The organism is Rhodococcus sp. YL-1 (assembly GCF_001942025.1).
In the GTDB taxonomy this organism is placed as follows: domain Bacteria; phylum Actinomycetota; class Actinomycetes; order Mycobacteriales; family Mycobacteriaceae; genus Rhodococcus_F; species Rhodococcus_F qingshengii.
On the sequence record NZ_CP017299.1, the window covers coordinates 2083668 to 2108141 of the forward strand.

The 24474-nt window shown below is 61.5% G+C and carries 23 protein-coding genes and 1 riboswitch; of the genes, 10 read left to right on the forward strand and 13 right to left on the reverse strand.

The features are described from left to right. Nucleotides 1–2 precede the first annotated feature (2 nt). Nucleotides 3–641, reverse strand: a complete 639-nt coding sequence (locus tag BH682_RS09740) for an HD domain-containing protein (RefSeq protein WP_007727481.1) — start codon at nucleotides 639–641, stop codon at nucleotides 3–5. A 125-nt stretch (nucleotides 642–766) separates the two neighbouring features. Between BH682_RS09740 and BH682_RS09745 the strand changes: the two genes are divergently transcribed. Next, nucleotides 767–1723 carry a GlxA family transcriptional regulator gene (locus BH682_RS09745; protein ID WP_007727480.1) on the forward strand — a complete coding sequence of 319 codons (957 nt, stop codon included), beginning with the start codon at nucleotides 767–769 and terminating at the stop codon, nucleotides 1721–1723. On the opposite strand, the gene BH682_RS09750 is transcribed toward BH682_RS09745, so the two are convergent. Continuing rightward, nucleotides 1708–2553 carry an alpha/beta hydrolase gene (locus tag BH682_RS09750; RefSeq protein WP_054188135.1) on the reverse strand — a complete coding sequence of 282 codons (846 nt, stop codon included), beginning with the start codon at nucleotides 2551–2553 and terminating at the stop codon, nucleotides 1708–1710. The genes BH682_RS09745 and BH682_RS09750 overlap by 16 nt on opposite strands. 128 nt (nucleotides 2554–2681) lie before the next feature. Here BH682_RS09750 and BH682_RS09755 point away from each other — a divergent pair, with 128 nt between their 5' ends. The 3 genes from BH682_RS09755 to BH682_RS09765 are packed head-to-tail and all read left to right on the forward strand — an operon-like array spanning nucleotide 2682 to nucleotide 4716. Beyond that, nucleotides 2682–3185: a hypothetical protein gene (locus BH682_RS09755; RefSeq protein WP_075832765.1), complete on the forward strand. Its 504-nt coding sequence runs from the start codon at nucleotides 2682–2684 to the stop codon at nucleotides 3183–3185. Nucleotides 3186–3194: 9 nt separating this feature from the next. Then, nucleotides 3195–3767, forward strand: coding sequence for a YdeI/OmpD-associated family protein (locus BH682_RS09760; RefSeq protein ID WP_007727476.1), 573 nt, complete (start codon nucleotides 3195–3197; stop codon nucleotides 3765–3767). Between the two features lie 58 nt (nucleotides 3768–3825). After that, nucleotides 3826–4716 (forward strand): sucrase ferredoxin, encoded by an 891-nt coding sequence (locus BH682_RS09765; protein ID WP_064689602.1) that lies wholly within the window; start codon nucleotides 3826–3828, stop codon nucleotides 4714–4716. A 54-nt stretch (nucleotides 4717–4770) separates the two neighbouring features. Here BH682_RS09765 and BH682_RS09770 read toward each other — a convergent pair whose 3' ends face one another. After that, nucleotides 4771–5754, reverse strand: coding sequence for a hypothetical protein (locus BH682_RS09770; protein ID WP_003940911.1), 984 nt, complete (start codon nucleotides 5752–5754; stop codon nucleotides 4771–4773). A 76-nt stretch (nucleotides 5755–5830) separates the two neighbouring features. Here BH682_RS09770 and BH682_RS09775 point away from each other — a divergent pair, with 76 nt between their 5' ends. Continuing rightward, complete coding sequence (locus BH682_RS09775; protein ID WP_007727469.1) at nucleotides 5831–6412, forward strand: GNAT family N-acetyltransferase; 582 nt, start codon at nucleotides 5831–5833, stop codon at nucleotides 6410–6412. Nucleotides 6413–6425: 13 nt separating this feature from the next. Here BH682_RS09775 and BH682_RS09780 read toward each other — a convergent pair whose 3' ends face one another. Beyond that, the gene (locus BH682_RS09780) at nucleotides 6426–7040 is read right to left on the reverse strand and encodes an NAD(P)H-dependent oxidoreductase (RefSeq protein WP_075832767.1); all 615 of its coding nucleotides are present in this window, start codon (nucleotides 7038–7040) and stop codon (nucleotides 6426–6428) included. Between the two features lie 76 nt (nucleotides 7041–7116). Here BH682_RS09780 and BH682_RS09785 point away from each other — a divergent pair, with 76 nt between their 5' ends. Beyond that, on the forward strand, nucleotides 7117–7692 hold the full coding sequence (locus BH682_RS09785; protein ID WP_007727466.1) for a TetR/AcrR family transcriptional regulator: 576 nt from the start codon (nucleotides 7117–7119) through the stop codon (nucleotides 7690–7692). Nucleotides 7693–7694: 2 nt separating this feature from the next. Here the strand turns inward: BH682_RS09785 and BH682_RS09790 are convergent, their stop codons facing one another. Continuing rightward, a complete protein-coding gene (locus BH682_RS09790; RefSeq protein ID WP_054782056.1) occupies nucleotides 7695–8618 on the reverse strand; it encodes a LysR family transcriptional regulator in 924 nt (307 codons plus the stop codon). An 81-nt stretch (nucleotides 8619–8699) separates the two neighbouring features. Here BH682_RS09790 and BH682_RS09795 point away from each other — a divergent pair, with 81 nt between their 5' ends. After that, nucleotides 8700–9689, forward strand: coding sequence for a threonine ammonia-lyase (locus BH682_RS09795; RefSeq protein WP_075835211.1), 990 nt, complete (start codon nucleotides 8700–8702; stop codon nucleotides 9687–9689). Nucleotides 9690–9842: 153 nt separating this feature from the next. Continuing rightward, the gene (locus BH682_RS09800) at nucleotides 9843–11468 is read left to right on the forward strand and encodes an N-acyl-D-amino-acid deacylase family protein (protein ID WP_075832769.1); all 1626 of its coding nucleotides are present in this window, start codon (nucleotides 9843–9845) and stop codon (nucleotides 11466–11468) included. A 93-nt stretch (nucleotides 11469–11561) separates the two neighbouring features. Here the strand turns inward: BH682_RS09800 and BH682_RS09805 are convergent, their stop codons facing one another. The 4 genes from BH682_RS09805 to BH682_RS09820 form a co-directional block, all read right to left on the reverse strand. Next, nucleotides 11562–12713, reverse strand: coding sequence for an MFS transporter (locus BH682_RS09805; RefSeq protein ID WP_223304655.1), 1152 nt, complete (start codon nucleotides 12711–12713; stop codon nucleotides 11562–11564). A gap of 286 nt (nucleotides 12714–12999) precedes the next feature. After that, nucleotides 13000–14196: a serine hydrolase domain-containing protein gene (locus BH682_RS09810; protein WP_232354236.1), complete on the reverse strand. Its 1197-nt coding sequence runs from the start codon at nucleotides 14194–14196 to the stop codon at nucleotides 13000–13002. Nucleotides 14197–14296: 100 nt separating this feature from the next. Further along, nucleotides 14297–15481 (reverse strand): serine hydrolase domain-containing protein, encoded by a 1185-nt coding sequence (locus BH682_RS09815; RefSeq protein ID WP_075832771.1) that lies wholly within the window; start codon nucleotides 15479–15481, stop codon nucleotides 14297–14299. A gap of 228 nt (nucleotides 15482–15709) precedes the next feature. Continuing rightward, on the reverse strand, nucleotides 15710–16795 hold the full coding sequence (locus BH682_RS09820) for a serine hydrolase domain-containing protein (RefSeq protein ID WP_228232550.1): 1086 nt from the start codon (nucleotides 16793–16795) through the stop codon (nucleotides 15710–15712). A 229-nt stretch (nucleotides 16796–17024) separates the two neighbouring features. On the opposite strand from BH682_RS09820, the gene BH682_RS09825 reads away from it, so the two are divergent. Together BH682_RS09825 and BH682_RS09830 are read left to right on the forward strand one after the other, a co-directional pair. Next, complete coding sequence (locus BH682_RS09825) at nucleotides 17025–18266, forward strand: sensor histidine kinase (RefSeq protein ID WP_047271820.1); 1242 nt, start codon at nucleotides 17025–17027, stop codon at nucleotides 18264–18266. Then, complete coding sequence (locus BH682_RS09830) at nucleotides 18263–18991, forward strand: response regulator transcription factor (protein ID WP_007727444.1); 729 nt, start codon at nucleotides 18263–18265, stop codon at nucleotides 18989–18991. The genes BH682_RS09825 and BH682_RS09830 overlap by 4 nt, the downstream gene beginning before the upstream one ends. Before the next feature lie 96 nt (nucleotides 18992–19087). Here BH682_RS09830 and BH682_RS09835 read toward each other — a convergent pair whose 3' ends face one another. The 4 genes from BH682_RS09835 to BH682_RS09845 all read right to left on the reverse strand — a co-directional run bounded on the left by BH682_RS09835 (nucleotide 19088) and on the right by BH682_RS09845 (nucleotide 24195). Continuing rightward, on the reverse strand, nucleotides 19088–21082 hold the full coding sequence (locus BH682_RS09835; RefSeq protein ID WP_075832772.1) for an SDR family oxidoreductase: 1995 nt from the start codon (nucleotides 21080–21082) through the stop codon (nucleotides 19088–19090). 50 nt (nucleotides 21083–21132) lie between these two features. Then, nucleotides 21133–21255 (reverse strand): hypothetical protein, encoded by a 123-nt coding sequence (locus BH682_RS37060; RefSeq protein ID WP_003940840.1) that lies wholly within the window; start codon nucleotides 21253–21255, stop codon nucleotides 21133–21135. Nucleotides 21256–21539: 284 nt separating this feature from the next. Further along, the gene (locus BH682_RS09840) at nucleotides 21540–22007 is read right to left on the reverse strand and encodes a hypothetical protein (protein ID WP_223304434.1); all 468 of its coding nucleotides are present in this window, start codon (nucleotides 22005–22007) and stop codon (nucleotides 21540–21542) included. 67 nt (nucleotides 22008–22074) lie between these two features. Then, complete coding sequence (locus tag BH682_RS09845) at nucleotides 22075–24195, reverse strand: MMPL family transporter (RefSeq protein WP_075832774.1); 2121 nt, start codon at nucleotides 24193–24195, stop codon at nucleotides 22075–22077. A gap of 71 nt (nucleotides 24196–24266) precedes the next feature. Continuing rightward, nucleotides 24267–24412: riboswitch (cobalamin riboswitch) on the forward strand. The last annotated feature ends 62 nt before the right edge of the window (nucleotides 24413–24474 follow it).

Genomic DNA, 24474 nt, shown 5'->3' on the forward strand with positions numbered 1-24474 from the left:
TTCTATTGGGGCCAAGCCGAGTTCTGGATGACCTCGACAAAATCGATGTGCCGAAATCCCGGCACGAAATGTTCGAGTACGTCAGCGTTCACCGTCCCGAACGTACTTTCGGGACGGTGCTTGAAGCCGTCGGTGAAGGCCTTCAAGATCTGATTCTTGAAATCCGGACGGGGGTGGGCCGCGGTGACGGCGTCGATGTCGGCCTGGTCGAGTTCGCTGTATCCGATTCCGAGTACATCGGTCTCCACACCCGCTGTCACCAAGGCGATTTCGGGCTCCAGTCGCGAGGGGACCTCGGGCGTCGTATGTAGAGCGATGCCTTCCCACACTTTGCGGATGTCGGTTTCGTCGACTTCGTAGCCGGTGAGGAATCGCCGCGCTTCGTCTGCGCTGTCCAATTCGAATCGCGCCGTACTGTCCCGGAATTTCTCGGTGAGCCCCAGGTCGTGAAACATGGCGCCGACGTAGAGCAATTCAGGGTCGGCGTGCAGTCCCAAACGCGCGCCTTGCAGCGATCCGAAGAGGAAGACGCGTCGCGAGTGGTGAAACAGTAACTCGGACGCCGTATCTCGGACGAGTTCGGTGGCGTCGGCAGCCATCTTCGAATCGGGGATTTTCACACCGGCAATGATCGTGTTCATCGGTACCTGCTCTGCTCGTCGCTGCTGCGAATTTCTCGGTCTGTCCCAGTGTCGGTCGAGCACGCACGCGGGCGCACCCTGATCTCGGCCATACTGTCCACAGATCAGGACGAAGGGGAGCGATCGTGACCGCAGTGCATCGAGTTGCCGTCCTGGTGTTCGACGGCGTCAAACTGCTCGACGTCGCAGGTCCGAGCGAGGTGTTCGCAGAGGCCAATCGCGGCGGAGCGAACTACGAGTTGGTGATCTGCTCGGTGGGTGGACACGATGTCGACTCGTCGACCGGCATGCGCATTCCGGTCGACTGTGACGTCGCAGATTCCGGTTCCTTCGACACGTTGCTGGTCATGGGTGGCGACGTGTTCCCGTCGATGCCGGTGAGTCCGGAATTGCGTGAGGCAGCGAGCGATCTTGCGAGACGTTCGGGTCGGGTTGCCTCGATCTGTACCGGGACTTTCATCCTGGCGGCGAGTGGACTGCTCGACGGACGCCGCGCAACGACGCATTGGCAACACACGGCAACGCTGGCGCGCGCCTATCCGCAGATCACGGTAGTTCCCGACGCCATTTTCATCCAGGACGGCACGGTGTTCTCGTCTGCGGGTGTGACCGCCGGGATCGACCTCGCGCTCGCATTGCTCGAGCGCGATCATGGTGCAGAAATGGCCCGACGTGTCGCACAGCTTCTGGTGGTATTTCTCCAACGTCCAGGTGGGCAGTCACAGTTCTCGCCGTCGTTGAGCGGGCCGCGGCCCCGGGTGCCCGCGCTTCGCGCAGTGGTCGAGGCGGTGGCGGCCGATCCGGCGGGGGAGTACTCGGTCGACGAACTGGCTGCCCTGGCGCACCTGAGCCCACGGCATCTGACGAGGCTCTTTCGGGAAGAACTCGGTACGACGCCGGCCAAATACGTCGAGTTGATCCGTTTCGACTCCGCGAAAGCGCTCCTCGATGCCGGCCACTCGGTGACCGAAGCCGCGCAATTGGCGGGATTCGGCAGTTCGGAATCCCTACGACGAGCATTTTCGACGCATCTCGGAATCTCGCCGCAGGTGTACCGCCGTCGTTTTCAAGCTTTCGGCTGAGACTGACTTTCGTGCTTGCCTTGCGGCGGGCTCATGCCCTGCTTGTCGAGCCAGGCAAGGCTGTAGTCCGCGATCTCACGCCAGCCGTGGTCGATGGTCAGCGAGTGACCTCGATCGCCGAAGACCTTGTATTCGTTGATCGTCGGGGCCTTGGCGTACTTCTTGAACGAGCTGTCCGAACTGGCTTTCGGGACTGTGCGATCCTTGCCGCCGCCGATCATCAGGAGTGGCCCGCGGCGGGCGTTGAAATCTACTGCAGCGGGGCTGTGGGGCGCGAAGTTGGCGAGTGCTGCCTCGAACAACGGCCGACCAGGGGCGGGAATCGCATACTGCTCGAACAATGCGTCGGACTCGTCCTTGGACACGGCACTGGCGAAGGACTTGTGGAACGACTCTCTGTTGTGTGAGTACGCCTTCCGGTAGTTCCCGGGGTTGGACAGGACCGGAAAAACACTGCCCAGTTGAACGAGGGGAAGTTTCAACACCCCTTTGGGCTGAGCCGGGTCGATGGCAATTGCCGCGGTCGCCAGCTTCTGGCCCAGAAGTTTCTGCGCGATCAAGCCTCCGAACGAATGCCCCACCACGATCGGTGGTTCGTCGAGATCGGCTATCACCTTGGCGTAGTGATCCGTCACGTCCTCGATGCCGTGTCCCGCGATGTCTTCCGGGTGTTCACGCGTCTCACCCACGGTCGACGCGTCCCCTGGCCACCCCGGCGCCATCGTGGGGTATCCCTGCGCGCTGAAAACCTGCGCCCAGGGGTCCCAGGTGGTCGGGTGCATCCAAAGTCCGTGGATGAACAGAACAGTCGGGTTGGACTTGGGCGACATGCGCGCTCCCCGCTATCGGACCGATGATCGATACGGAATGCCCGCTTTTTACAACCTCATTCACATTTTCGGCGAGCTCTTCCGTCGGGCCGTTCCGTTCTGTTGTGCGAAGATGGCACGATCGTGGCATGGCACCAACTGGATCTGCGAAGGCGATGGCACTGTGGACCACCGCTTTTGTTGTCTCACAAGCGAATATTGCTCGCCTACTCGGGCCGGTGGCTCCCAAAGTATTGGAAGTGCAGACGGCCTTCTCTGCTCGCCGGTACGTCGAAATATTGGACTCCATGGACGCAGAGGCCACGGCACGATTTCGCAGTCACTACTACCCCGACTTCGTACATCCCGCGATCTACGCGATGGCTTTGCGGTCAGCGGGCACGAGGCTCGGGGAGCGGGTTCCCCTTTCCCCGGCAACTCGGCGCGCCCTTGCCGTAGTGCCGGTACTGTCGGCGGCCGGCGACTACGTCGAGAACGTGGTCGGACTCCATTTCCTCGATCATCGCGACAGGATCACCGACTCGAGGGTTCGCGCCGCTTCGACCGTCAGTATTGCCAAATGGGTGCTCGCACTCGGAACTCTCGGATATTTGTCGCAGGGTTTTGTCAGAGTATGGGTATCGCGAAAATGAGGAGCACTGATGGCAGTCGAACTCGGCACCGAATACTTCGCTGACGGAGCAGAGTTCCGTCGATGGCTGTCCGAGAACCACGAGGTTGTCCCCGGCCTTTGGCTGAAAATGGCCAAGAAGACCTCGTCGCACAGTTCGATCGACTACGACCAAGCGTTGGACGTTGCCCTGTGCTTCGGCTGGATCGACAGCCTCGCACGGCGAATCGACGACGATTTCTTCGTACAGAAGTTTTCGCGACGCACCGCGCGGAGTCCGTGGTCCAAACGCAACGTCGAGATAGTCGCCCGCCTCGACGCTGCGGGACTTCTCGAGCCTTCCGGCATCGCCGAGATCGAGAAGGCCAAGGCCGACGGTCGATGGGATCGCGCGTACGAGGGATCAGCCAAGGCCGAGGTCCCGAAAGACTTTCTCGATGCGCTCGCGGAAAACCCGAAGGCTCGTGAGTTCTACGCGACGCTCAATTCCACCAACCGATTCACCATCGCGTACCGACTGCAGGAGGCAAAGCGTCCGGAGACGCGAGCCAGGCGGATCGAGAAGTTCGTGAACCAGCTTGCGGAGGGCAAGAAGTTCTATTGAGCTGCCGTGTCACTGGGCCACAGGGACTTGCGAATCGACACCCAGCGAGGCTGACACAATGGGCCTCGTGATCGAAGCCGAAACCTGTTCCGCACTGTCTGCTGTCGATGAGCCGCTGGCAGGCAGCGCTGCCGTCGTGCGGGGCTGGGTATGCCTCGAATTCAATGCCGCGTGGGGTCGTGACGTGTTGGACGGTACGGCCTTGGGGGAGGACCTTGCCGCCGAGCTGAGCCGCCGAGCCGATGCAGCGAACGTGCGAATCATGTTCGTTCGGCGACCCGGGCGTACCGATCCGATGACTGATGGACACACCGTCCTGCTTGCGCGCTCCGATCCGAGCGACTCATGGTGTGAAAGGTTGCACATCGATTTGCCGATGGAATTACTCGACGTCGATTTCTTCTTGTTGGATGGGCCGCCACCAGGACTGGGCGAGCAAGTGACCGAGCCAGTCGTATTGGTCTGCGCGCACGGCAAGCGCGACCAGTGCTGCGCTGTATTCGGCAGGCCGATCGCCGCAGCGCTGATGTCGTCCTTCGGACCCCAGGTGTGGGAGTGTTCGCATACCGGCGGGCACCGATTCGCGCCGTCGATGATCCTGTTGCCGAGCGGCAATACGTACGGCCGTCTGTCGGCAAGTGAGAGTGTCACGGCCGTGGAGGTGGCTTCCCGAGATCAGGTCCATTTGCCAGGCCTGCGTGGACGGAGTTGTTGGTCTCCTGCGGGGCAGGCTTCGGAAATTGCTGTGCGACAGCAAATAACCTGCGGAATCGACGACTTGGCTGTCATCGAGCAGGCGAGTGACGGGACATGCGTCGTCGCACATGTGGACGGCCGGCAATGGGCCGTGGAGACTGCAGTCTCCGAACTCGCGCCGCGTCCACCGAGTTGCGGCGCGGCGCCCAAGCCGGTCAGGCCGGTTGTCGTCACGTCGATTCGAGACCTGTGATTTCATCGTCGGTTTTCTACGATCAGTCTCGATGAACTCGGGTGTGGGTCATCGCTACTGCAACAGGAGCGCAATGACTGCGGGCGGTAATTGACGTTGTCCGAGGAGGTTTACGCGTTGGCATCCGTCGAGTTCGACTGCCATCCGCGTGCCGCCCGATCCGTCGGGACGAAGTACGTCGATCGAAGCGATGTGATGGGCGACGAGATCGCATGGGCCTGCAGGTGGCGCGGTGGATGCAACCTCCATCAGATCAGTACTCTGCTGGCGTGACAAGCGGATTCGGGACTCGGGCAGCGGCGGTTCGGTGGAATAGCGGCACACCAGTAGTCTGCCGACGTCGGAAATCGGTGTAGCCAAAGCTGTTTCCGTCAGTGGGCGCGCGTGAGTGTCTTCGTGTTCTGCCATGCGACTCATGTCAGCTTCAGTGGTCGTCGCGAACGGTTGTCCGATCGACTCCGCGCAGGTTCCGGCGTCATCGGAGGAGATGCCGTCGACCGGATGCTGCGCGCGGCTGATCTCATGTAGTTGGCTCAGGGCTGCGTGTGGTTTCTCTTGCAGTCCGCAGGGCGCGGTCGGCCAGGTAGGGCGTATGGCTGCTCCTGCTTCGTCTACCAGCCACAAACCGGCTGGCGGGACGAGACGGTACGCGCAGTCGGCCCGGACGTTGGCAGGAAATCGACGAGACTGTTCGCGGAATGCATCGTCCACCGCGTGGATGTCCCCCTCGAGGCGTATGGAGTCGATGGTCAACCCACCGTCGGACGTTTCTCCGCGTTCGCATCGAACAACGGCAACGGGGCTGAAATCAGGAGGCGGGTAACCACTTCCCTCGGGGCGAAGTGCGATGCTGCTGTCGCGTGCCTCGGGGGCTACGAGCGCGGCGGTGATATCAGGGGCGAGGCAGTCTGCCCGATCGACCGCCGTCGCGACCGGTGGAGTGAAAGATTCATAGTCTCGAACGCCGGTCCAAACCAACGCAACGGCGACGACACTGACGACGACGATAAAGACCCCAGCTGTGAATCGTCCACTCATACATCGACACTATGTGCTTTTGTGATGGATTGAGGCGAAGTCTCGATCATTGCGGGTGCGACGTAGCATCGCTGCTATGACAGTCGATTTGGTTGCGCCTGACGAGGCCTTGTGGGTGTCCTGGTTGGAGTCGCGTGACGAGTGGGGTGGACCGCAGGCGGATCAGCCCGGTTCGGCGTTGGGAGTTGCGCAACGTCTGGATCTGGACCTTGCATCACGCGATGGATTCGGGCAGTGGGTTCAGGAGTTGTTGGCGCAGCCCGAGGCGTTGCCGGGGCCCGACATTGTCCCGGCAACCAACTGGTGGATCGTGCGAGACGGCAGGTATCTCGGTGCTATCCAGTTGCGACACAGCTTGAATGAGTTCTTGGCGGATCTTGGTGGTCATATCGGCTACGGGATTCGGCCGTCGGAACGGCGGAAAGGGATAGCGTCGGCTGCTCTGCGGGAAGTGCTCACGTATGCCGGCGACCCGGTGGGGCTCAGTCGCGTCCTGATTACCTGCGACGAAACGAACGCGGGTTCGCGTAATGTTATCGAAGGGTGTGGGGGACTTCTCGATAGCGTGCGCCCAGCTGATCAGTTGTCGCGCAACCTCGGCCATTCGGGAGACACGCTTCGCTACTGGGCGGCCACGGGCCGGTCAAGCGCCAGTTGACCGTTTTTGACCGTCAACGGGAAGTCGCGGTCGCAGGGTAGGCGACACGGGACGCGATGCTTTCGCTGAGGTCGTGGATTTCTGCGGCGAGGACGTCTCGGCTCTTCGTGTCCGACTCGTGAACGAAGGTTGTCGATCCCATTGTGGCACCGCAATATTCGATGATTCCGCGTTCGATCTGTGTCCGGAAGGCCTCGTACACGCCGTGTCGGTCGAAACTCTCGGCGTCGTCACCTGCGACTGGAATCAGGTGGACGGTGAGTCGGTCCAGTTTCTTCACGAATTCGCTTCCCGGGGTGAATTCGTAAGCCCATCCGCTGACGAAGACTCGATCGATCCAACCTTTGAGTAGTGCGGGCATCGACCACCAGTACATCGGAAACACGAGAATCAGATCGTCTGCACGATCGATTCGCTCCTGCTCGGCTACAACGTCGGCCGGGGGAGTCCCTTTGCCGCGGAACAGGTTCACATCGGCTTCGGCGAATCGGGGATCGAAATTCTCGGCATGTAGGTCCGCGAAGTCGACGTCGCCGCCCAGGTCGCGGATCGCGTCGGCGGTAGAACGGGCGACATGCTGGGTAAGTGACTGGGGATCGGGGTGGGAGACTACGAGGAGTGTGGTCATGAGCGTCCTTCGGTAGATGGTGCGCTTATGTACTAAGAGTAGGTTACTATTGGTATATAGCGCAAGGAGGTGTCCGATGGCACGTACGAGACTGTCGCGAGCCGGCAGGTACGAACAACTCGTGGAGGTGTCGTGGGCGTTGGTGCGAGAGGAGGGTGCGGACGCGCTGACCCTTGGTCGGTTGGCTGAACGTGCCGTCGTTGCAAAGCCAGTTGTATACAGCCATTTCGCCTCTCGCGCCGCGTTGTTGGCAGCGCTCTTCAAGGAATTCGACGATCGTCAGACGGTGATGCTCGAGGAGTATCTCGATGCCGCGGATGAGTCTCTGAACGGACGCGCGAATGCCATCGCCGACTCCTACGTCGGATGTTCGCTGGCGCAGGGGCGTGAACTGACGGGTGTGCTTGCAGCGCTGGAGGGTTCGCCCGAGCTGGAGCGGGTCAAGCGTGAATCGGAACACGCCTATTCCGAACGATGTCGGGAGGTGCTGACTCCCTTTGGTGCGGGCGGAGGACTTGCGCAACCTTCGATGACCGCAATATTCGGTGCTGCAGAGGCACTCTCGCATGCGGCGGTAGCGGGAGCGCTCTCGCCCGACGATGCTCGAAGCGAACTTGCCGCACTGATAGTCGCGGTGGTCGGCCGGACCTGAGGTCACCGGTTATCTTGGTGCCCATCCAATTCGACGCGCTCACGCATGGATTCGGATATCGCTGTCAGAGTTCTGACGAACGCGTCGATCGCGGGAGCAAGTGGAGGTTTGCCGTAGGTTGCGACGGAGACAGTGCGTCGCTCGCCGGGAATGCGGTGTGCGCGGATACTCGGGTTCTGATGTGCCTGGAGGGCGAGGGCCGGAAGGGTGCTTACCCCGCTTCCGGAGGCGACCAGGGCTTGGACGGCGACGTAGTCGTCGGTCTCGAACTCGATCCGCGGAATGAATCCAGCTCGATTGCAAGCGGTGAGGAGGTGGGCTCGGCAGCTCGGGCAACCGGCAATCCAGGTCTCACCGGCGTAGTCCGTGATCTCGTTGGCGGCATCTGCATTCCGCGTAGATGTGATCAGGTACAACGGATCTTCCAGCAAAGTCGTCTGCGCGACCTGCTTGAGCCCGACTTCAGGGGTGTCCTCGTGCGCGAAGACAACAGCTACGTCGACATCGTTGTTACGAAGCAGTGCAAGTGCTTTGGGTGGTTCTGCATCAACGAGGCTGATGGACACATCGGGGTACTGGGACGTGAACGCTGCCATCGCCTGCGGAATCAAACTCGCCAGGGCTGACGGGAATGCGGCCAGTCGTACCCGCCCGGCCCTCAGTCCTGCGTACGTCTGGACTTCGGCTACCGCTGCGTCGACGTGGCCGAGGATCTCGGTGGCTCGCCGAACCAGCACTGCGCCGGCGTCCGTCAGGCGCAGTCCACGACCCGCTCGCTGGAACAGTGGAACCCCGACTTCTGATTCGAGCTGTCGAAGGTGGTGACTGATGGAGGGCTGCGCGTAACCGAGAGAATCGGCGGCGGCTGTCACCGATCCTTCCTGTGCAACAGCTACCAGGACCCTCAGCCGAATTAGATCGAGCATGCCAAAATCATAGAAGATTTCGATGCTTTGGACGAAAACACGTATTGGATCTATGAATCGGTGTTTGGCAGGGTGAATCACATGGCACCGGCATCTGATCTCACGGCATCAAACCAGCTACATCCACCCGTATGGGCAGACATCGAGCGTGCCAGTCAGGTCGTCCGACGGCATCTACCGGTCACGGCCCTGATATCGCACCCGACCTTGGGTGCGGGCTCGTGCAGCCAATTGTTCGTCAAACACGAGAACGTGCACCCCACGGGTGCGTTCAAGGTTCGCGGCGGACTGAACCTGGTGGCAGGACTGGATGAGGCGACGCGGGCGCGGGGGATTGTCGGCTACTCGACCGGAAACCATGCTCAGTCCTTGGCGTATGCCGCAGCGGGTGCGGGCGTGCGGTGTGTGATCGTCATGCCGGTTGGGGCGAATCCAGTCAAGGCTCACGCTGTCCGCATGCTCGGAGCCGAGCTCATCGAGCACGGTGTGAACTTCGACGAAGCACGTGCTCACGCCGATTTCATCAGCGAACGTGACGGCCTGCGTCTCGTGAGCGCCGCCAATGAGCCGGCAATCCTCGCCGGTGTTGCAACGGCCTACGTCGAACTCCTCGAACAACAACCTGATCTGGACGCGGTGGTGGTCCCAGTCGGTGGCGGCAGCGGTGCGGCGGCGGCGTGTCTCGTCGCCAGTGCGCTTGCACCGCACCTCGAGGTGTTCGCAGTGCAGTCTGAGGCCGCACGAGCCGCACATGACTCGTGGAGTTCCGGCACGTGCGTCGAGCGCCCGAACACCACCCGTGTCGAGGGGCTTGCGACCGGTGCCGGGTTCGCACTGACACAACGTGTTTTGCGTGAACGGCTAGGAGGCTTCCTGCTCGTCACGGATGACGACATCACCCTCGCGCAGCGGGCGTTGCTCTACGACGCTCACACTTTGAGCGAAGGTGCTGGTGCGGCCGCACTTGCTGCGGTCTATTCGCATCCGAACACCTTCGCTGGCAAGCGCGTTGCTGTTGTCTGCACGGGCGCCAATGCCTCCGAGAATGAGATCCGCAGGGTCGTCGGCTGACCGATGGCATGATCGGAACCATGGGCCAGTTTGGTAGGGCGGCACCAATTTTGCATCGCGTATGTGTGTCTGGAACAAGATTTCGCTTCCACGATTCAGCAAAGTGAACAGGGTCGCATCTCGCGACAGCAAGGCCACCGTGGAGGAGACGTGATGCTGCCGACAATCGTCGTTCGGGACGGGACTGTGCTCGATGGTAGAGGGAGCCCGCCCAGGAAAGCGGATGTTGCGATCTCCGGTGACACGATCGTGGAAGTCGGAACGATCGGTGCTGTGCCGGGGGCGATCGACATCGATGCTCGCGGTTGCATGGTGGCTCCCGGTTTTGTGAATGTGCTCAGCCATAGTTACCTCACGCTGCAGCAAGACCCACGAGGATTGTCGGACTTGTATCAGGGGGTCACAACCCAGGTCTTCGGTGAAGGCGTGTCTCTCGGACCGGTCACGGGTTCGATGACTCCGGCGATGCTCGGATTGGGCGCGATTCCAACTGGGGTGCAATCACATTGGCCGAGGTTGCATGATTTTCTCGAATCCTTGGAGACGAACGGCGTCGGTTTCAACGTGGCGAGCTTCGTCGGCGCGGCGAATCTGCGCATGGTGGTTGCGGGTGTGGACAATCGCCTGTTGAGTGAACAAGAGCTGGCCGAAGCGTGTGCCCTGCTCGACGAGGAGCTTGAAAATGGAGCTCTCGGAGTGGGTTCGGCTCTGATCTATCCACCCGGAAGCTATGCGGATTCCGGCGAGTTGCGAGCATTTTCGCAGGTGCTCGCCAGACACGATGCCGTCCATATCTGCCATCTCCGAAGCGAAGGGCAGAGGTTTCTCGAAAGCATCGAGGAACTGGTCGATATCGCTCGAACGACAGGAGCGCGCGGGGAGATCTACCACCTCAAGGTTGCTGGTAAGTCGCACTGGCACAAAATGTCCGAGGCCTTGCAATTGGTTGAGTCGGCTCGCGAGGACGGTGTGCGAATCACCGCGGACGTATATCCGTACGAGGCGGGGAACACGCTGCTCAGTGCCGCGTTGCCACCGGAGTTTCGGTGTCGTGACACGACGGCCGGGCGCACGCACCTGAACTCGACCGGTGTCCGAGAGCAGATCCGCGAGAGGATCCATCGTGAGGACGAGGACTGGGAGAATCTCTACGCTGCGTCCGGAGGCGCCGATGGGGTGACGATCTTGTCCGAGGTACCGGCACTCGGGATCCGAGCGGGGGAAGCTCTGGGATCTATTGCTCGGAGGATGGGGCATCACGACCCGGTAGACACCATACTGGCTGTTCTCGACGCTCTCCCCACAGCCGAGGCTGCCTATTTCATTGCGTCGGAGGACAACACGCGAACTGCCTTCGAGCGTCCCTGGGTTTCGGTTGGTTCCGATGCCGATGCTCAAAGCACGGAGACCCTTTTCGCGGGGCAACCCGTCCACCCCCGTTCATTCGGAACTTTCGCCCGTATTCTGAGCCGCTACACCCGCGGCATTGGCGGGCAATCAGTCGAGGAATGCGTTCGCCGAATGACCAGCCTTCCTGCTGAAAACTTCGGTTTGGCGAAGCGGGGCTACATTGCGCCAGGGGGATACGCCGATCTGGCGATCTTTGACCCCTCGCAGGTAGAGGATCTCGCGACATACGACAACCCAAGAGTGTATGCGACCGGAATGCGGCACGTTGTGGTCAATGGGCAACCGGCACTGTCGGACGGGGTGCCGACGGGGATGCTTACAGGGCGCGCACTTCGGCGCTCGCGCAACGGGTTCGATGCAGTGAGGTGACGAGCTGGCACCGGGGTCAGCTCCGGATCGGCGAAGCGGCCACTGCCGGGAACGACCCTTCAGCGGCCACTTCGCCGGACCACGTGAGAGCCCTCAGAATTTCGCCGGGGTTTGCGGAACGATCATGGCCACCAAAGCCGCCGCAGCCGTCGCGCCGACCAGGACTCCGAACGCGGCCATGTACGAGAACTGGTCCACCATCCATCCCATCACGAGGGGGGTGATGAAACCGGCGAGCTGTCCACAACCGTTGATCAAACCCATTCCGGAACCGAGGAATTCGGCAGGCAATGCCCGCAACGGGAGGGCGAAGATCGACATCGAGCACAGTCCGCTGACGCCCATCGCGAGGGTTTGATAGAACGTGAACATCGCGACGGTATCGGTGGTAGTCATCAAGAACAGCAGAATGGCGGAGGTGGCCATGCACGGAACGAGCAGAATGCGCGCGCTGTCGTGAAAGTACTTGTCCACCAGACGTCCACCGACGACGATGGCCAATGCCGTGACGATGAACGGGATCGCCGCGAAGATTCCCGTATCGATCAGCGAGAGCCCCTTTTCGTTGAGGAGGTAGCTCGGCACCCAGGTCAACAGCCCATATCCGGCCATGTTGGCCAGGCAGAACAGAAGTGCGAACTTCCAGACCGAAACGGACTTGAATACCGCGGCGCGTGAGTGTTCACTGGCGAGCGGTTGCAGTGCGGCCTCCGGATCTTCCGTGATCTCTGTGTCCAACGGCGCCGGGAGCACCAACCAGACGACTGTGCCGATCACGGCGCCGACTATGGCCACCAGCCAAAATGCGTCCCGCCAACCGACGGCCATGAGAACTGGGGCGATGATCAATGGTGCGATGCCGGGGCCCAGGTTGTTTGCACCGATCATGAAGCCCATGGCCGTGGCGCGAGTTTTCGGACGGGTTCGCTCAGCCAGAGCTTTGAACGACGCTGCTGGGAAGAGACCCTGGCTGAGACCGAACATCGCACGCATGACCATCAGCGAGACGAGTCCCCAGGCGAATCCTGTCAGTGCGGTGAACACCGACCACAGGATCAACGCAACGATCAACAGTGGCCGGGGTCCGAATCGGTCGGCCAGCATGCCGCCGGGGACCTGCCCGAGCATGTAAAAGATGGCGAAGATCGACACGACTCCGCCCAATTGCGTATTACTGAGGGAGAATTCGTCTCCGATCATCGGCAGTGCAAGCCCGATCATCACGCGATCTATCATGTCGATCATCCAGATCGTACTGAGCAGCCCAACAGTCATAGTCGTTGTTCGACGAATTGACTTGTTGTCCAATATGTTTTGTATCGACTTGCCGCCGCTATGCGAGGGTTCCTCAACTGTGGCGCGTTCCGACTTCATCATGCCTCCTGAATTGCGTTGTGCCGCATGGACTGATGAAGTGTGGCAGCGGACACGTAGGCCGCATTGGTCCGTTCGGCCAATAACCGACCGAATGTTTCGTCGGGCGGTACAGCGTCACTCGGGTGAGATTCCGGGTGACGCTGTCACCAGAGCTTTAACTGCACAAAGCTCTGTCCACGGTGTCTACGACGTGTTGCGTGGCGGACGCAGTCGTGGGAAGAGCAGTCACCGCAAGGTTTACGGCGCGCCCGTTGTCGGTGATGCCGCCGCGGGTCTCGTAACCGACTATGTCGCCGCCATGGCCCCAGTAGACCCCGCCGCACGAGAGAGTCCTGCTGGTGAGGCCGAGGCCGTACTCGAGTCCGGTGGGCCCGCCGACGTGGACGGTGGTACGCATCTGGTCGAGTTCGGCTGCGGGGAGCAGTCGTCCGTCGAGTAGCGCGTAGAGGAACTGGTTGAGGTCCGAGGTGGTGGAGATCAGCTGCCCTGCGGCCCATCCCCACGACGGGTCCATCTCTGTGACGTCACTCAGTGGGCTGTCTGGTGCGGTGCGGTGGTATCCCTTGGGATGGGGACCCCGGATGGTCATGTCTCCCGGGGATGGGAAGTAGGTGTCGCGCAGGCCGATCGGCGCGAAGATACGTCGATTCATCTCCTCGGCGAGGGGGCGGCCGGCAACCTTCTGTACGAGTAGGCCGGCCAGAATGTAGTTGGTGTTGCTGTACCCCCAACTCGTTCCGGGCGGTGCGTCGGCGGGGTGTTGGAACGCGACGTCGAGCAAATCGTGGGGGTCGGCGTAGCGGTATCTGATCTCTTCGTCATTGACGTGTATTCCGTAATCGGGGAGTCCGCTGGTGTGTTGGAGGAGTTGGCGGATGGTGATGTTGTGGCCGTCGATCCCGTCTCCGCGGACGAGTCCGGGTAGGTAGGTCTCGATGGGGGTGTCGAGTTCGATCTTTCCTTCGGCGACCAGTTGCAGGACCACTACTGCGGTGAAGGTTTTGGTGTTGCTGCCGATTCGTATCTGGCCGTTGGGGGGTACCTCTGATCCGGTGGTCAGGTCACCGACTCCTGCGGTGTAGTTGTGGGAGTTGCCGTTTCGGTCTTGGATGCTTGCGAGGGCGGCGGGTAGTCCGTCCTCGCTCACCAGCGCGTCGAGGGAGCGTTGAACCGCGTCGGACTCGGTGGAGGAAGAACCGACGGTATCGGGACTGAGGGCGGATGACGGCGAGCAGGACGCCAGCGTCATGGCACCGAGGGCCGCCGCGGCAACGACCGAAAAGGTCCGGTGCCGTTTGCGGTCCTGCCGGCGATCTGAGGAAGGGAAGCCCTTTCGAATATTGTTACGCATCAGTAGAACTCCTGAGGATTGGTAGGGTTCGGGACATCGTTCGCTCGGGAAGAATTGTTGTTCGATGTTGCGTGCGAAGTCGTGCACGAACATGTTTCCTTCACTTCTCGCACATCGCTGCGTCGACAACTCGCTGTGCTGCTACGAAGGCGTCCTCGCTCATCGGGATGCGATTGAGGGTGAGAGTCACAGCGCGTCCTGTGGTATCGACTCCGCCCGAGGTGCCGAAGCCGGGAATTCCGCCGCCGTGACCCCAGATCTCCTTCCCGCAGGAGCTGTTCACGCGGACTAGTCCGAGTCCGTAGCTGTCCTGCGGGCTCCTGTCGAACGGCACGGTGTGTTTCATCTCGGCGAGCCTGTCATTCGAGACGAGATCGCCGCGTAGCAAAGCCGTGAAGAAAGTGTTGAGGTCGGCGCCCGTTGCGACCATCGCACCTGCGGTGTCGGCCCACGACACGTCGCCATCGGTGACATCGACCTGAATGCCGTCAATCGGGTGATAGCCCTGTGCATGAGAACCGCGGATCTGTGTCTCGCGGGAGGCGGGAAAATAGGTGTCCATCAGTCCGAGCGGATCGATTATGCGGGTGGTGATCTCCTGCGCGGCAGGGCGTCCTGTGACCTTCTCGATGAGCATCCCGAGCAGAATGTAGTTCGTGTTCGAATAGACAGCCTTGTCTTTGGCTGCCGGGCCGGGTGGAAGAGACATCGCGATATCGACCAGTTCAGTGGGGGAGAAGTGCTCCGGTGGTTGTGCGCTTGTCCCCACCAGCAGCTGGCCGGGCTTGATGTCTTCCGGCCGTGCTCCGCCGGCGGCGAGGTAGTCCGTCAGTCCACTGGTGTGCTGCAAGAGATCTCGAATGGTGACTCGGTTGCCGTCGTTCCCGTTGCCTACGACCGTTCCGGGCAGGTAGTGCTCGATGCTCATATCGAGGTCGAGCAGTCCGTCGTCGACGAGTTGCATGACGACGGTCGAGACGAAGGCCTTTGTGTTGCTGCCGATTCGGACCCGCGCATCATCGGGGATAGGCTCGCCGGTGGCGGTGTTTCCCATTCCTGCACGAATGATGCGAGTGCCCCGCGACGGGTCGGAGATCACGAGTTGTGCGCCGGGGATCCCCTGCTCGATGACGCCGTCGAGCGCCTGTTGCACGGCAGCGTCGCTTTGCCGAGTGGAATCAGTGGAGTCAGTGGTGTCACCACATCCGCTCACGCCCAATATGAGGGCTGCAGCGGTGACTGCCGGAAGCACGGTGAGCAGGGGGCGACGTCGAAGGGTGGTCATTGGTTGTGGTCTCCTGTTCGTCGAATCTCGTGGTGAGTTCCACATGCAGAGAACAGTATTGACGTGCGTACGCGTCCTCCATGGTGCGAAGTGCAGTCTCTCGGTGGTGCGTGCCGGAGCGTACGGGGTGTAGCTGGCTGCACCTCGGAGTCCGGCGTCTCGCGGCCGATACTGTCGGTTTGACGAGCTATTTCGGAGTAGGCGGCCTTTGGTGATTGACAGGAGGCCTCAGCGACAAAGGGCGATATCCACCGCGTGTTCGAGTTTTCTCCGGGTGGCGTCGTCGACTACTTGCATGCTGACCGCGATGTTCGCTTCGCGTCCGTCGTCGGTAGCGCCCCCGCGTGTCTCGTATCCAGGGAAACTGCCGCCGTGGCTCCAGGACAGGCCGCCACACGGTAGCGGGCGGCTGACCAATCCAAGTCCGTAGCGGGCATCGGGTCCGAAGGTTTCCTCCGCGGGGACGGTAGTGCGCATCTGGTCGAGTTGGGCTGCGGGGAGCAGTCGTCCGTCGAGGAGTGCGTGGAGAAACTGGTTGAGGTCCGAGGTGGTGGAGATCAATTGCCCTGCGGCCCATCCCCACGAGGGGTCTATCTCTGTGATGTCGACGGGAGGCGCGTCCGATGACTCCCGGTAGTAGCCGCGGGGGTGAAGTTCCGAGATCTTCTCGTCGTATGGTTCAGGAAAGTATGTGTGCTGCAGATCGATCGGCGCGAAGATTCGCCGGTTCATCTCCTCGGCGAGGGGTTTTTCAGTGATCTTCTGTACGAGTAGGCCGGCGAGGACGTAGTTGGTGTTGCTGTACTTCCAACTCGTTCCGGGGGCGAAGTCGGCAGGATGTTCGAGCGCGATGTCGAGAAGTTCGCGTGGGTCGTAATATCGGACTTCGTCTTCCAAGTAGTTGCTGTAGTTGGGGAGTCCGCTGGTGTGTTGGAGGAGTTGGCGGATGGTGATGTTGTGGCCGTCGATCCCGTCTCCGCGGACGAGTCCGGGTAGGTAGGTCTCGATGGGGGTGTCGAGTTCGATCTTTCCTTCGGCGACCAGTTGCAGGACCACTACTGCGGTGAAGGTTTTGGTGTTGCTGCCGATTCGTATCTGGCCGTTGGGGGGTACCTCTGATCCGGTGGTCAGGTCACCGACTCCTGCGGTGTAGTTGTGGGAGTTGCCGTTTCGGTCTTGGATGCTTGCGAGGGCGGCGGGTAGTCCGTCCTCGCTCACCAGCGCGTCGAGGGAGCGTTGAACCGCATCGTGCCGCGCAGCGACGGTATCGGCGGACGACGAGCACGCACCGAGGGTGACCACGCTGAGAGTCATTGCGACGGAACAGAGGGCGCGGTGCCGTTTCCGGCTTTGTCTTTGGGGTGAGGGAGGCTGGCCCTGTCGACTGTGGCGGCGCATCAGTAGAACTCCTTGGAGAGATTGATCGGTCTGGACACGATCCTGTCTGCTGGAGGATTGGTCGCGCATCGCTCCGACGCGGGAAAACCATCTCCCTCGATCGGGGGAGGCCATCGCCGAGCGGCCCAGTCATACTTGTCGAATCATGATCACCGGACTACGACCGCTGATGCGGGGCTCTACATACTCAGCTGTACTTTTCGCCTTTTGTGGTGTGTTGGCAAGCCTGCCACTTCTGGTGGTTGCGATGTTGCCTGCTCTCGCGTGGCAATCCGCACCCGAGTTCGTCCGGGTGCTTTCGGTCCTGCTCATATGGGTGACTTTGGTAGGAGCACTCGGCCTGGTGCATCCTGTGCGACGCGCGCTCATCGTTTCTGCCCGCCGACTGCTGCAGGTGTCGCTGCCGAGTCCAGCGCTCGGACACCGTACTCCTAACCTCTCGGACATTGATCGCTGGCGGGCCCCGCTCTGGATTGTCCTGCATGTCATGGTGGGTTGGCTGGCGGCGCTCGCGACCAGCGTCCTTTTCATCATGGGGATTTCGCTCCCGGGGAACTGGCTCGGCGGCACGGCGCGAATCAGTCTGTTCGATACGTCGGTTGACGTGACGGGTGGATGGACCTGGGTCGTGGCGGCCGGCTGCCTCCTGCTTGCGGTAGGAATTTGTGTCCTGGTGGCAACACTGCTGAGATGGCTGGCGCCACGACTGTTGGGGCCGTCCACGGCTGAACGGCTCGCGCTGGCGGAAGAACGTGAACTGCAACTGGCCGAACGTAATCGGGTCGCTCACGAGTTGCACGACTCGATCGGACACACGCTCACCGCCGCCACGATCCAGGCGGCGGTGGCCGGCGAGGTGCTTGCCTCCGATCCTGCCGCAGCGAGGGCCGCCATGCGTAGCATCGAGGAGTCGACACGGGCAGCGCTCGAGGACCTGGACTACGTACTGGGTGTACTTCGCGAGGAGAGGCCTGGGGCTGTACCTTCTCGGACGCTGTCGGACTTGCCTGCGTTAATTGATCGGTTGCGGCATGCGGGGGCGGTTGTGGAGGTGAACCTGTCGGGTGACCTTTCACAGATCCAGGGGACACTCTCTCGCGCGGCGTACCGGATCCTGCAAGAGGGGACGACCAATGCTCTGCGGCACGGGGACAGCGGGCCGATCGAAATCACGGTGGCAGTCGGCTCGGAGAGCGTCGAGCTCAGAGTGGTCAACAGCATCGGGGCAGTGACCGGGGGAAAGGCAGACGTAGTTCGAAGATCAGGGCGCGGCCTGGCAGGTTTGGCCGAGCGCGTGCGACTCTTGAACGGTGAGTTCAAGGCTGGACCGGACGGAGCCCAGGGCTGGCGATTGAGTGTTCAGTTGCCGGTCCGGGTGGCACGATGACCGAAGCCAATTGGAGTGAGGACGCCGCCAAACCTGCAAGCATGCCAGTCACCCTGCTGATTGCGGATGACGACGACGTTACCCGCAGCGGCCTGCGTATGCTGCTCGCAGCTCAGCCCGGGATTGTGGTCGTCGGCGAGGCTTCCGACGGTATCGAAGCAGTGGAGCTTTCGCGGCAACTTCGTCCGGATGTGGTGCTGATGGACGTGCGGATGCCGCTGCGCAACGGAATAGAGGCAACTCGGCACCTCCAGGCCGAGTGCACCGAACCGCCGAAAGTCTTGGTAATCACCACTTTCGAAAACGATGGCTACGTCACGGCCGCACTCAGTGCGGGCGCGAGTGGCTTCGTGCTGAAGCGGCTCCCAGTCCCGCAGATCGCAGCGGCAGTACGTGTGGTGGCGGCGGGCGAAGTGATCCTGTTCCCTGCCGCGCTACGCCGGATGGTTACGCCCCGCCCGTTGGTCTCCGCTGAGGCGTTCCCGAATGCAGCGCTGACAGCAAAGGAGGAAGAGGTATTGCGGTTGATGGCCACCGGGCTGTGCAACTCGGATATTGCTCAGGTTCTGGTTGTGAGCCTGGAGACAGTGAAAACGCATGTCGGGAACGTGCTGGCAAAGCTCGGTGCTCAGAATCGGACGCACGCTGTCGTCATCGCCTACGAGTCTGGTCTGGTGGTCCCGGGGTCAGGCACCGATACGGAACCCTGTGCAACTGGCGGTTGATTGCTTTTGTCAGCGTGACCCGGTGAGGATTCGCCGACTGAACCTACAGATCCGTTCCTCTTGCCGAAACGCTCCGAGGCGAAGTCACACCACCGGTCACCAGTGCGTACCGGGCACGAGTCGGGCGGCACGACGGCCGAGTTTGCGGATGCGCGAGCGCGAGTGGTGCTGTCGCGTCGGTGTTGCCGGAGCGTCTGCCGGAGTTTCCTTGTCTACCTGACCCTTTGCCGCCGGAGAGTCGGGGAATGCCTGGTACATCTGGTTGAGAATTCGGTCCTTGGTGTGCGGTGCGAACAGGGTTCCCAGATCACCCAGGGTTCCCAGTGGTACGTCGATGCGTTTGGGGCGGTCGATCAGCGCGCGGATCACCATTGCCGCAGCCTTTTCCGGGCTGGAGATCGGGCCGTTGTTGTATTCGCCGGTCGGAGCGATCATCGGTGTTTCGACCAGGGGCATGTGGATGGTCGTGAAAGTGATTCCGTCCGTCAGGGTTTCGGAGGCGGCTACGTCCGAGAAACCGTCGAGGGCGGCCTTGCTTGCCACGTAGGCCGAGAATCTAGGCGTTGCCGCCTGGACTCCCGCGCTGCTGATGTTCACGATGTGGCCGAAGCGGCGAGAGCGCATGGTCGGTAACAAGGCGAGCACCAATCGGACAGCGCCGAAGTAGTTCACGGCCATCGTTCGTTCGTAGTCGTGGAAACGATCAGTGGAGTGGTAAATGCCGCGCCGGATGGATCGGCCGGCGTTGTTTACCAACATGTCTACGTGATCGTGTTCTGTCAGAATGCTTTTGATCGTGTGCTGGACCGACTCGTCGTCGGTGATGTCGCAGGGGTAACCGAACGCCTTGCCTCCGGCTGATCGAATCTCCCGTACCGCGGCATCGAGTTCGTCGGTGCGGCGTGCGATCAGGAGAACGGTGGCGCCTTTCTGAGCGGCGGCAATGGCCGATGCCTTGCCGATTCCGGAAGAGCCTCCGGTGATCAGAACGATCCGACCGACGAGTGGTCCTTCGGGATTGTTACGTCGTGCGCGATTGGGATCGAGGTTTGCGCGCCAGTACTTCCACAACACAGTGGAGTACGACCCGAACTCGGGGACCGCCAGTCCCGATCCGGCCAGGGCGGCAACGGTTCTCTCCGAGGTGAAGGTCGGCGCCATCGTCATGTTGTCGAGCAATGCTGCAGGCATGCCGATGCGATCGAGGAAGACCTTCCGTGCCGATTCCGCCGAGTCCATCGGCAAGGGCGAGACAAAGGGTTTGGCGATCACGCCCGGAAGGCTGAGTGCGGGCCGGGGTGCTCCGGCGGCCTTGGCGAGTCCGGCATAGATTTCGCGTACCGGTTGAGGTTTCGGATTCACGAGATGGAATGCTTCGCCGTCGTGGCCGGGCGCGTGCATCAATTCGACGAGGGCGGCGGCTACGTAATCGACGGGCACCACATTGGTTGCGCCGAGGTTGGGGATCGGGACGGGGAGTGCTGCAGGTAGTTTCGCGAGTAGCGCCAGTCCTGGAAACAAGTAGTACGGACCGTCGATCTTGTCCATCTCCCCGGTGACGGAGTTGCCGACCACGGCAGACGGCCGATAAACACGCCAGGTGAGGCCTTCTCGTTCTCGAACGAGCTTCTCGGCCTCGAACTTGGTTCGGTGGTAGGGCGTCGGAAAGCCTTGGCCGCAATCGAAATCGGTCTCGCTGAACGTGCCCGGATAGTCGCCTGCGACTGCGACCGATGACACGTGATGAAGGGTGGCTCCCAGTTTCGCAGCAAGTTCGACCACGGAGCGTGTGCCCTCGACATTCGTCGAAGCCTGCTCGTCTCCGGCGGTGATGTCGTAGATCGCGCCGAGGTGAAGGACGTGGTCGGCAGGTGGGGGAGAATCGATGCCCAGCCCAGGCTCGGTCAGATCTCCAATGAGCGGATGCACGCGATCGCCGCCGGGAATTGCCGACACCTGTTCTTCGAGTTTGGCGACAGAACCGGCTCTGACCAGCACATGGATCTGAGCAGTTTGATCACGCTCGAGCAGGAGTGGCAGTGCAGCTCGTCCGAGAAATCCAGTACCGCCAGTGACGATGTATGTGGCCATAGTCGGTAACTTACTCCAAAGTAAGATCAGCGGCTAGAGGGAAACGAACATCAATGCGTCATGACCCCGTCCTCGGCGTCGAAGTCGATGCCCGCGGAGATGATTCCGGAGAACAAGAACGCGACGGCAAGCGCAAGAGCGGGGATTGCAAGGATCCATTCGAAAATTGTCATGCTCCAAGTCTGACGAAATCAGCTTCGGAGAACATCGCCCTGCGGAGCGATTTAGACGATCGGGCAGTCATCCTCGAGGACGACTGCCCGATCAGGGAAATCCACTAGGTCTGTTGCTGAAGAGTTTCGGGCGCAGTGGGGTGCGCGCTCGTCCTTGCGTCGCGTGACGTGATTTCGGATGAGATGTGGGCGGCCGTTGTTCCGAGGGTGTGAAGGCCATGCGCCGTCCGCCAGTAGACCGGCGCACCATCGTCGAGGCGATGGCGTGGACAGGCCGGCAAACCCTAGGCCGGTTCAGCGCCCGACAAGTCCTCGACCGCATACGGAGTCGTTCCTTCGAACAGAACACCGATCCCGAAAGGATCGGCCATCTCGAGCTTTGACTCAGCGAACCGCAGCAGCCAGGTTCCGTCAGCCCAGATCACCGCCTCAGGTTCGCCGAACAGTGACTCCGTGGCGTCCAACTCCACGAGTTCGGAGTGGCGGAGGCCGAACTGTGGCCCACGCAGCTGTTGACGCAGGTAATCGGCGGCGACTTCGGCAAACTCACCGAACCGGGCCATCACGGTCGCAGCGAGCTCACACACCGCAGACTCCGGCACGGTGGCCGGCTCGATAACCAGACTCACCGGCCTGGAGTCACCGACCCCCTGGACATCGATGATCGATGTCCAGCACGCCAACGAATCGTCCGAGTCGACACGCGAAAACACTGCTGAGCCGACCACAACACTCTCAGGTAAGTCATCCACGACCCCTAGTCAAACACGGCTCTCCGCAGGATCCCAGGCACTCTTCAGCGACATGATCCAGTCGCGATCAGTGGCCGATGCCGACCTTCTCGTGAACCTTTTTCATCCACACAGGAGCCCACCAGTTCGCTTCGCCCATCAACTTCACGAGCGAGGGCACGAGCAACATGCGGATGATGGTCGCGTCGACGATCAGCGCGACGATCATGCCGACGCCCAGGAACTTCATCACTGACAGCCCTGACATTGCGAAGGCCCCCGTCACCACTATCAGGAGTAAGGCGGCAGCCGTCACGATGCGGCCGGTGCGCTCGGTTCCGAACTTGACCGCTTCCTCTGTCGTCGCTCCCGCGTTCTTGGCCTCGACCATCCGTGACATCAGGAAAACCTCGTAGTCCGTGGACAATCCGAACACCACCGCCAGGATGAGCACGACGAACGTCGCCTCCAGCGGAGTTTGACTGACCCCGAGGAGTTCGACGCCGTGTCCGTCCTGGAAGACGAAGGTGAGGACACCGAAGGTGGTCGCGAGGCTCAGGGCTGCCATCAGCACCGCCTTGATCGGCAGCACCACCGAACCGAACGCGAGGAACAACAGGATCAGGGTGGATCCGACCATGATGAGGATCATCACCGGTAGCCAGTGCAGGACGGCGTTGTTGCCGTCGTCGACCATGGCTTGACCGCCGCCGACAAGCAGCACCGTTCCGTCGGGAGCGGAGATCGCACGCAGATCTGTCACTGCGGCGCTCTGTGATTGGGGTGTAGAGCCCTCGCTGTAGAGAGCCTGAACCGCGACGAGTTGATTGGTGCTCGCGACGACGGTCGCCTGACCGATGCCCTCGACTTGACCGGCGGACTCGGCGATCGCTGCACCTTCGGCCGGGGTGAGAGTGTTCCCGTCCTCGGCCTGAAGGATCATCGTTGCGCCGTTTCCGGTTTGCGGGAAGTCGTTGACCAACGTGTCCATTGCGACGCGAGCGGGGTCGTTGTCCGGTAGTGCGGTGTACGAGAGTTCTCCCAGCCGGGCGCCGAGCAGCGGCGAGGCCATCACGAGCAGCACAGCCACGATCGTCACCGAGACTGCGACCGGACGCTTCATCACCCACGTGACGACGCGGCCCCAGAACTTGCGCGAGCGTTCCTCGCCGCGTTGCGCCGCATCCTTGCGCCACGTCAGGGCGTTGATGCGATGCCCCAGAATGGCAAGCAGCGCAGGCACAGCGGTCAGCGACAGGACGGCCGCGCTCAATACCGCAGCGATCGCGCCGAAGCCCAGAGACCGGATGACGGCCTGGGGGAATACGAGCATGCCGCTGAACGCACAGATCAGCAGTAGACCCGAGAACATGACGGTGCGACCCGCCGTCAGAACTGTCCGCTGAGCAGCCGCTCCCGGGTCCGAGCCCGAATTCAGTTCTTCACGGAACCGACCGACCACGAACAGTCCGTAGTCGATGGCAAGTCCCAACCCGAGAAGAGAAGCGACGTTGATCGAGAACGAGGACACATCGGTGATCAGCGTGAGGATTCGCAGAACGGCCAAAGCGCTCAGGACACTGAGTACACCCACGAACACGGGCACGGCAGCGGCGACGATGCCGCCGAAGATGAAGACCAACAGCACCAGAGTGATCGGAATGGCGATGGCTTCGGCGACCACCAGGTCCTTCTCGAGCTTGGTGTTGAATGCGACGCCGACGACGGTGTTACCCGCGAATTGTGCCTCGGCACCTTCGACTTCGAGCTTCGGCAGGAGATCGGCGAAAGTGGCGGGCGTGACGCCCGAGTCCGGTGCCAACGTGATCGCAACGGCCGCCATGGATCCGTCGTTCGAGAGCAGGCTGGCCTTCGCTGCGGCGTCTGTTCCCCAATACGATTTCACCGAAGCGGTCGGCACTTCGGTTTTGAATTGGTCGACGGCGGCTGTCACTGCCGGCCCGATGTCGTCCAGAGTCTTGCCGTCCGTGGGCGAGTAGATCGCGATGATGTCCGGGGTCTGCGGTCCGAGATTGTCTTCGATGATGTCGGCGACCTTCGCGGAGTCGCTGCCCGGATCGATGAAGCCGCCCTGGCTGAGCTTGCCGAACACTCCGAGTCCCCACACCCCACTGATGAGAACTATCAGAACCGCGAGGCTCAGTACCCACCATTTCCGGGCGACGACGGTTTGGGCCCAGCGTGTCATGTATCAACTCCGGTGTGTGGGGGCGTCTGGCCAGATCGACTGTAGTGGGCGTTTGGTCTTGAATCGGAAACGTCATGCATACTGCTCGAAGCACTTGCAAGCCACGCGTGTGGGGGAAGCCGGTCCGAATCCGGCGCTGACCCGCAACGGTAGGTCGATTCTCGGTAGTCACCGAGTGTCGGCAAGCCCGATTACCCGCCGCGCGGTGTGCGACATCCATTCGTCGTGGTCTACGAAAAGGAAGTCCAGCAGGAGCTCTGGCCGAGGATCAGCGTGCGG

Coding starts and splice junctions, on each gene's coding strand:
- BH682_RS09835 (WP_075832772.1), bottom strand. CDS start 21,082: ATGGCCACATACATCGTCACTGGCGGTACTGGATTTCTCGGACGAGCT.
- BH682_RS09810 (WP_232354236.1), bottom strand. CDS start 14,196: ATGCGTAACAATATTCGAAAGGGCTTCCCTTCCTCAGATCGCCGGCAG.
- BH682_RS09825 (WP_047271820.1), top strand. CDS start 17,025: ATGATCACCGGACTACGACCGCTGATGCGGGGCTCTACATACTCAGCT.
- BH682_RS09785 (WP_007727466.1), top strand. CDS start 7,117: ATGGCACGTACGAGACTGTCGCGAGCCGGCAGGTACGAACAACTCGTG.
- BH682_RS09830 (WP_007727444.1), top strand. CDS start 18,263: ATGACCGAAGCCAATTGGAGTGAGGACGCCGCCAAACCTGCAAGCATG.
- BH682_RS09800 (WP_075832769.1), top strand. CDS start 9,843: ATGCTGCCGACAATCGTCGTTCGGGACGGGACTGTGCTCGATGGTAGA.
- BH682_RS09775 (WP_007727469.1), top strand. CDS start 5,831: ATGACAGTCGATTTGGTTGCGCCTGACGAGGCCTTGTGGGTGTCCTGG.
- BH682_RS09790 (WP_054782056.1), bottom strand. CDS start 8,618: ATGCTCGATCTAATTCGGCTGAGGGTCCTGGTAGCTGTTGCACAGGAA.
- BH682_RS09795 (WP_075835211.1), top strand. CDS start 8,700: ATGGCACCGGCATCTGATCTCACGGCATCAAACCAGCTACATCCACCC.
- BH682_RS09760 (WP_007727476.1), top strand. CDS start 3,195: ATGGCAGTCGAACTCGGCACCGAATACTTCGCTGACGGAGCAGAGTTC.
- BH682_RS09765 (WP_064689602.1), top strand. CDS start 3,826: ATGGGCCTCGTGATCGAAGCCGAAACCTGTTCCGCACTGTCTGCTGTC.
- BH682_RS09845 (WP_075832774.1), bottom strand. CDS start 24,195: ATGACACGCTGGGCCCAAACCGTCGTCGCCCGGAAATGGTGGGTACTG.
- BH682_RS09815 (WP_075832771.1), bottom strand. CDS start 15,481: ATGACCACCCTTCGACGTCGCCCCCTGCTCACCGTGCTTCCGGCAGTC.
- BH682_RS09820 (WP_228232550.1), bottom strand. CDS start 16,795: ATGACTCTCAGCGTGGTCACCCTCGGTGCGTGCTCGTCGTCCGCCGAT.
- BH682_RS37060 (WP_003940840.1), bottom strand. CDS start 21,255: ATGACAATTTTCGAATGGATCCTTGCAATCCCCGCTCTTGCGCTTGCC.
- BH682_RS09805 (WP_223304655.1), bottom strand. CDS start 12,713: ATGATCGACATGATAGATCGCGTGATGATCGGGCTTGCACTGCCGATG.
- BH682_RS09750 (WP_054188135.1), bottom strand. CDS start 2,553: ATGTCGCCCAAGTCCAACCCGACTGTTCTGTTCATCCACGGACTTTGG.
- BH682_RS09740 (WP_007727481.1), bottom strand. CDS start 641: ATGAACACGATCATTGCCGGTGTGAAAATCCCCGATTCGAAGATGGCT.
- BH682_RS09780 (WP_075832767.1), bottom strand. CDS start 7,040: ATGACCACACTCCTCGTAGTCTCCCACCCCGATCCCCAGTCACTTACC.
- BH682_RS09755 (WP_075832765.1), top strand. CDS start 2,682: ATGGCACCAACTGGATCTGCGAAGGCGATGGCACTGTGGACCACCGCT.
- BH682_RS09770 (WP_003940911.1), bottom strand. CDS start 5,754: ATGAGTGGACGATTCACAGCTGGGGTCTTTATCGTCGTCGTCAGTGTC.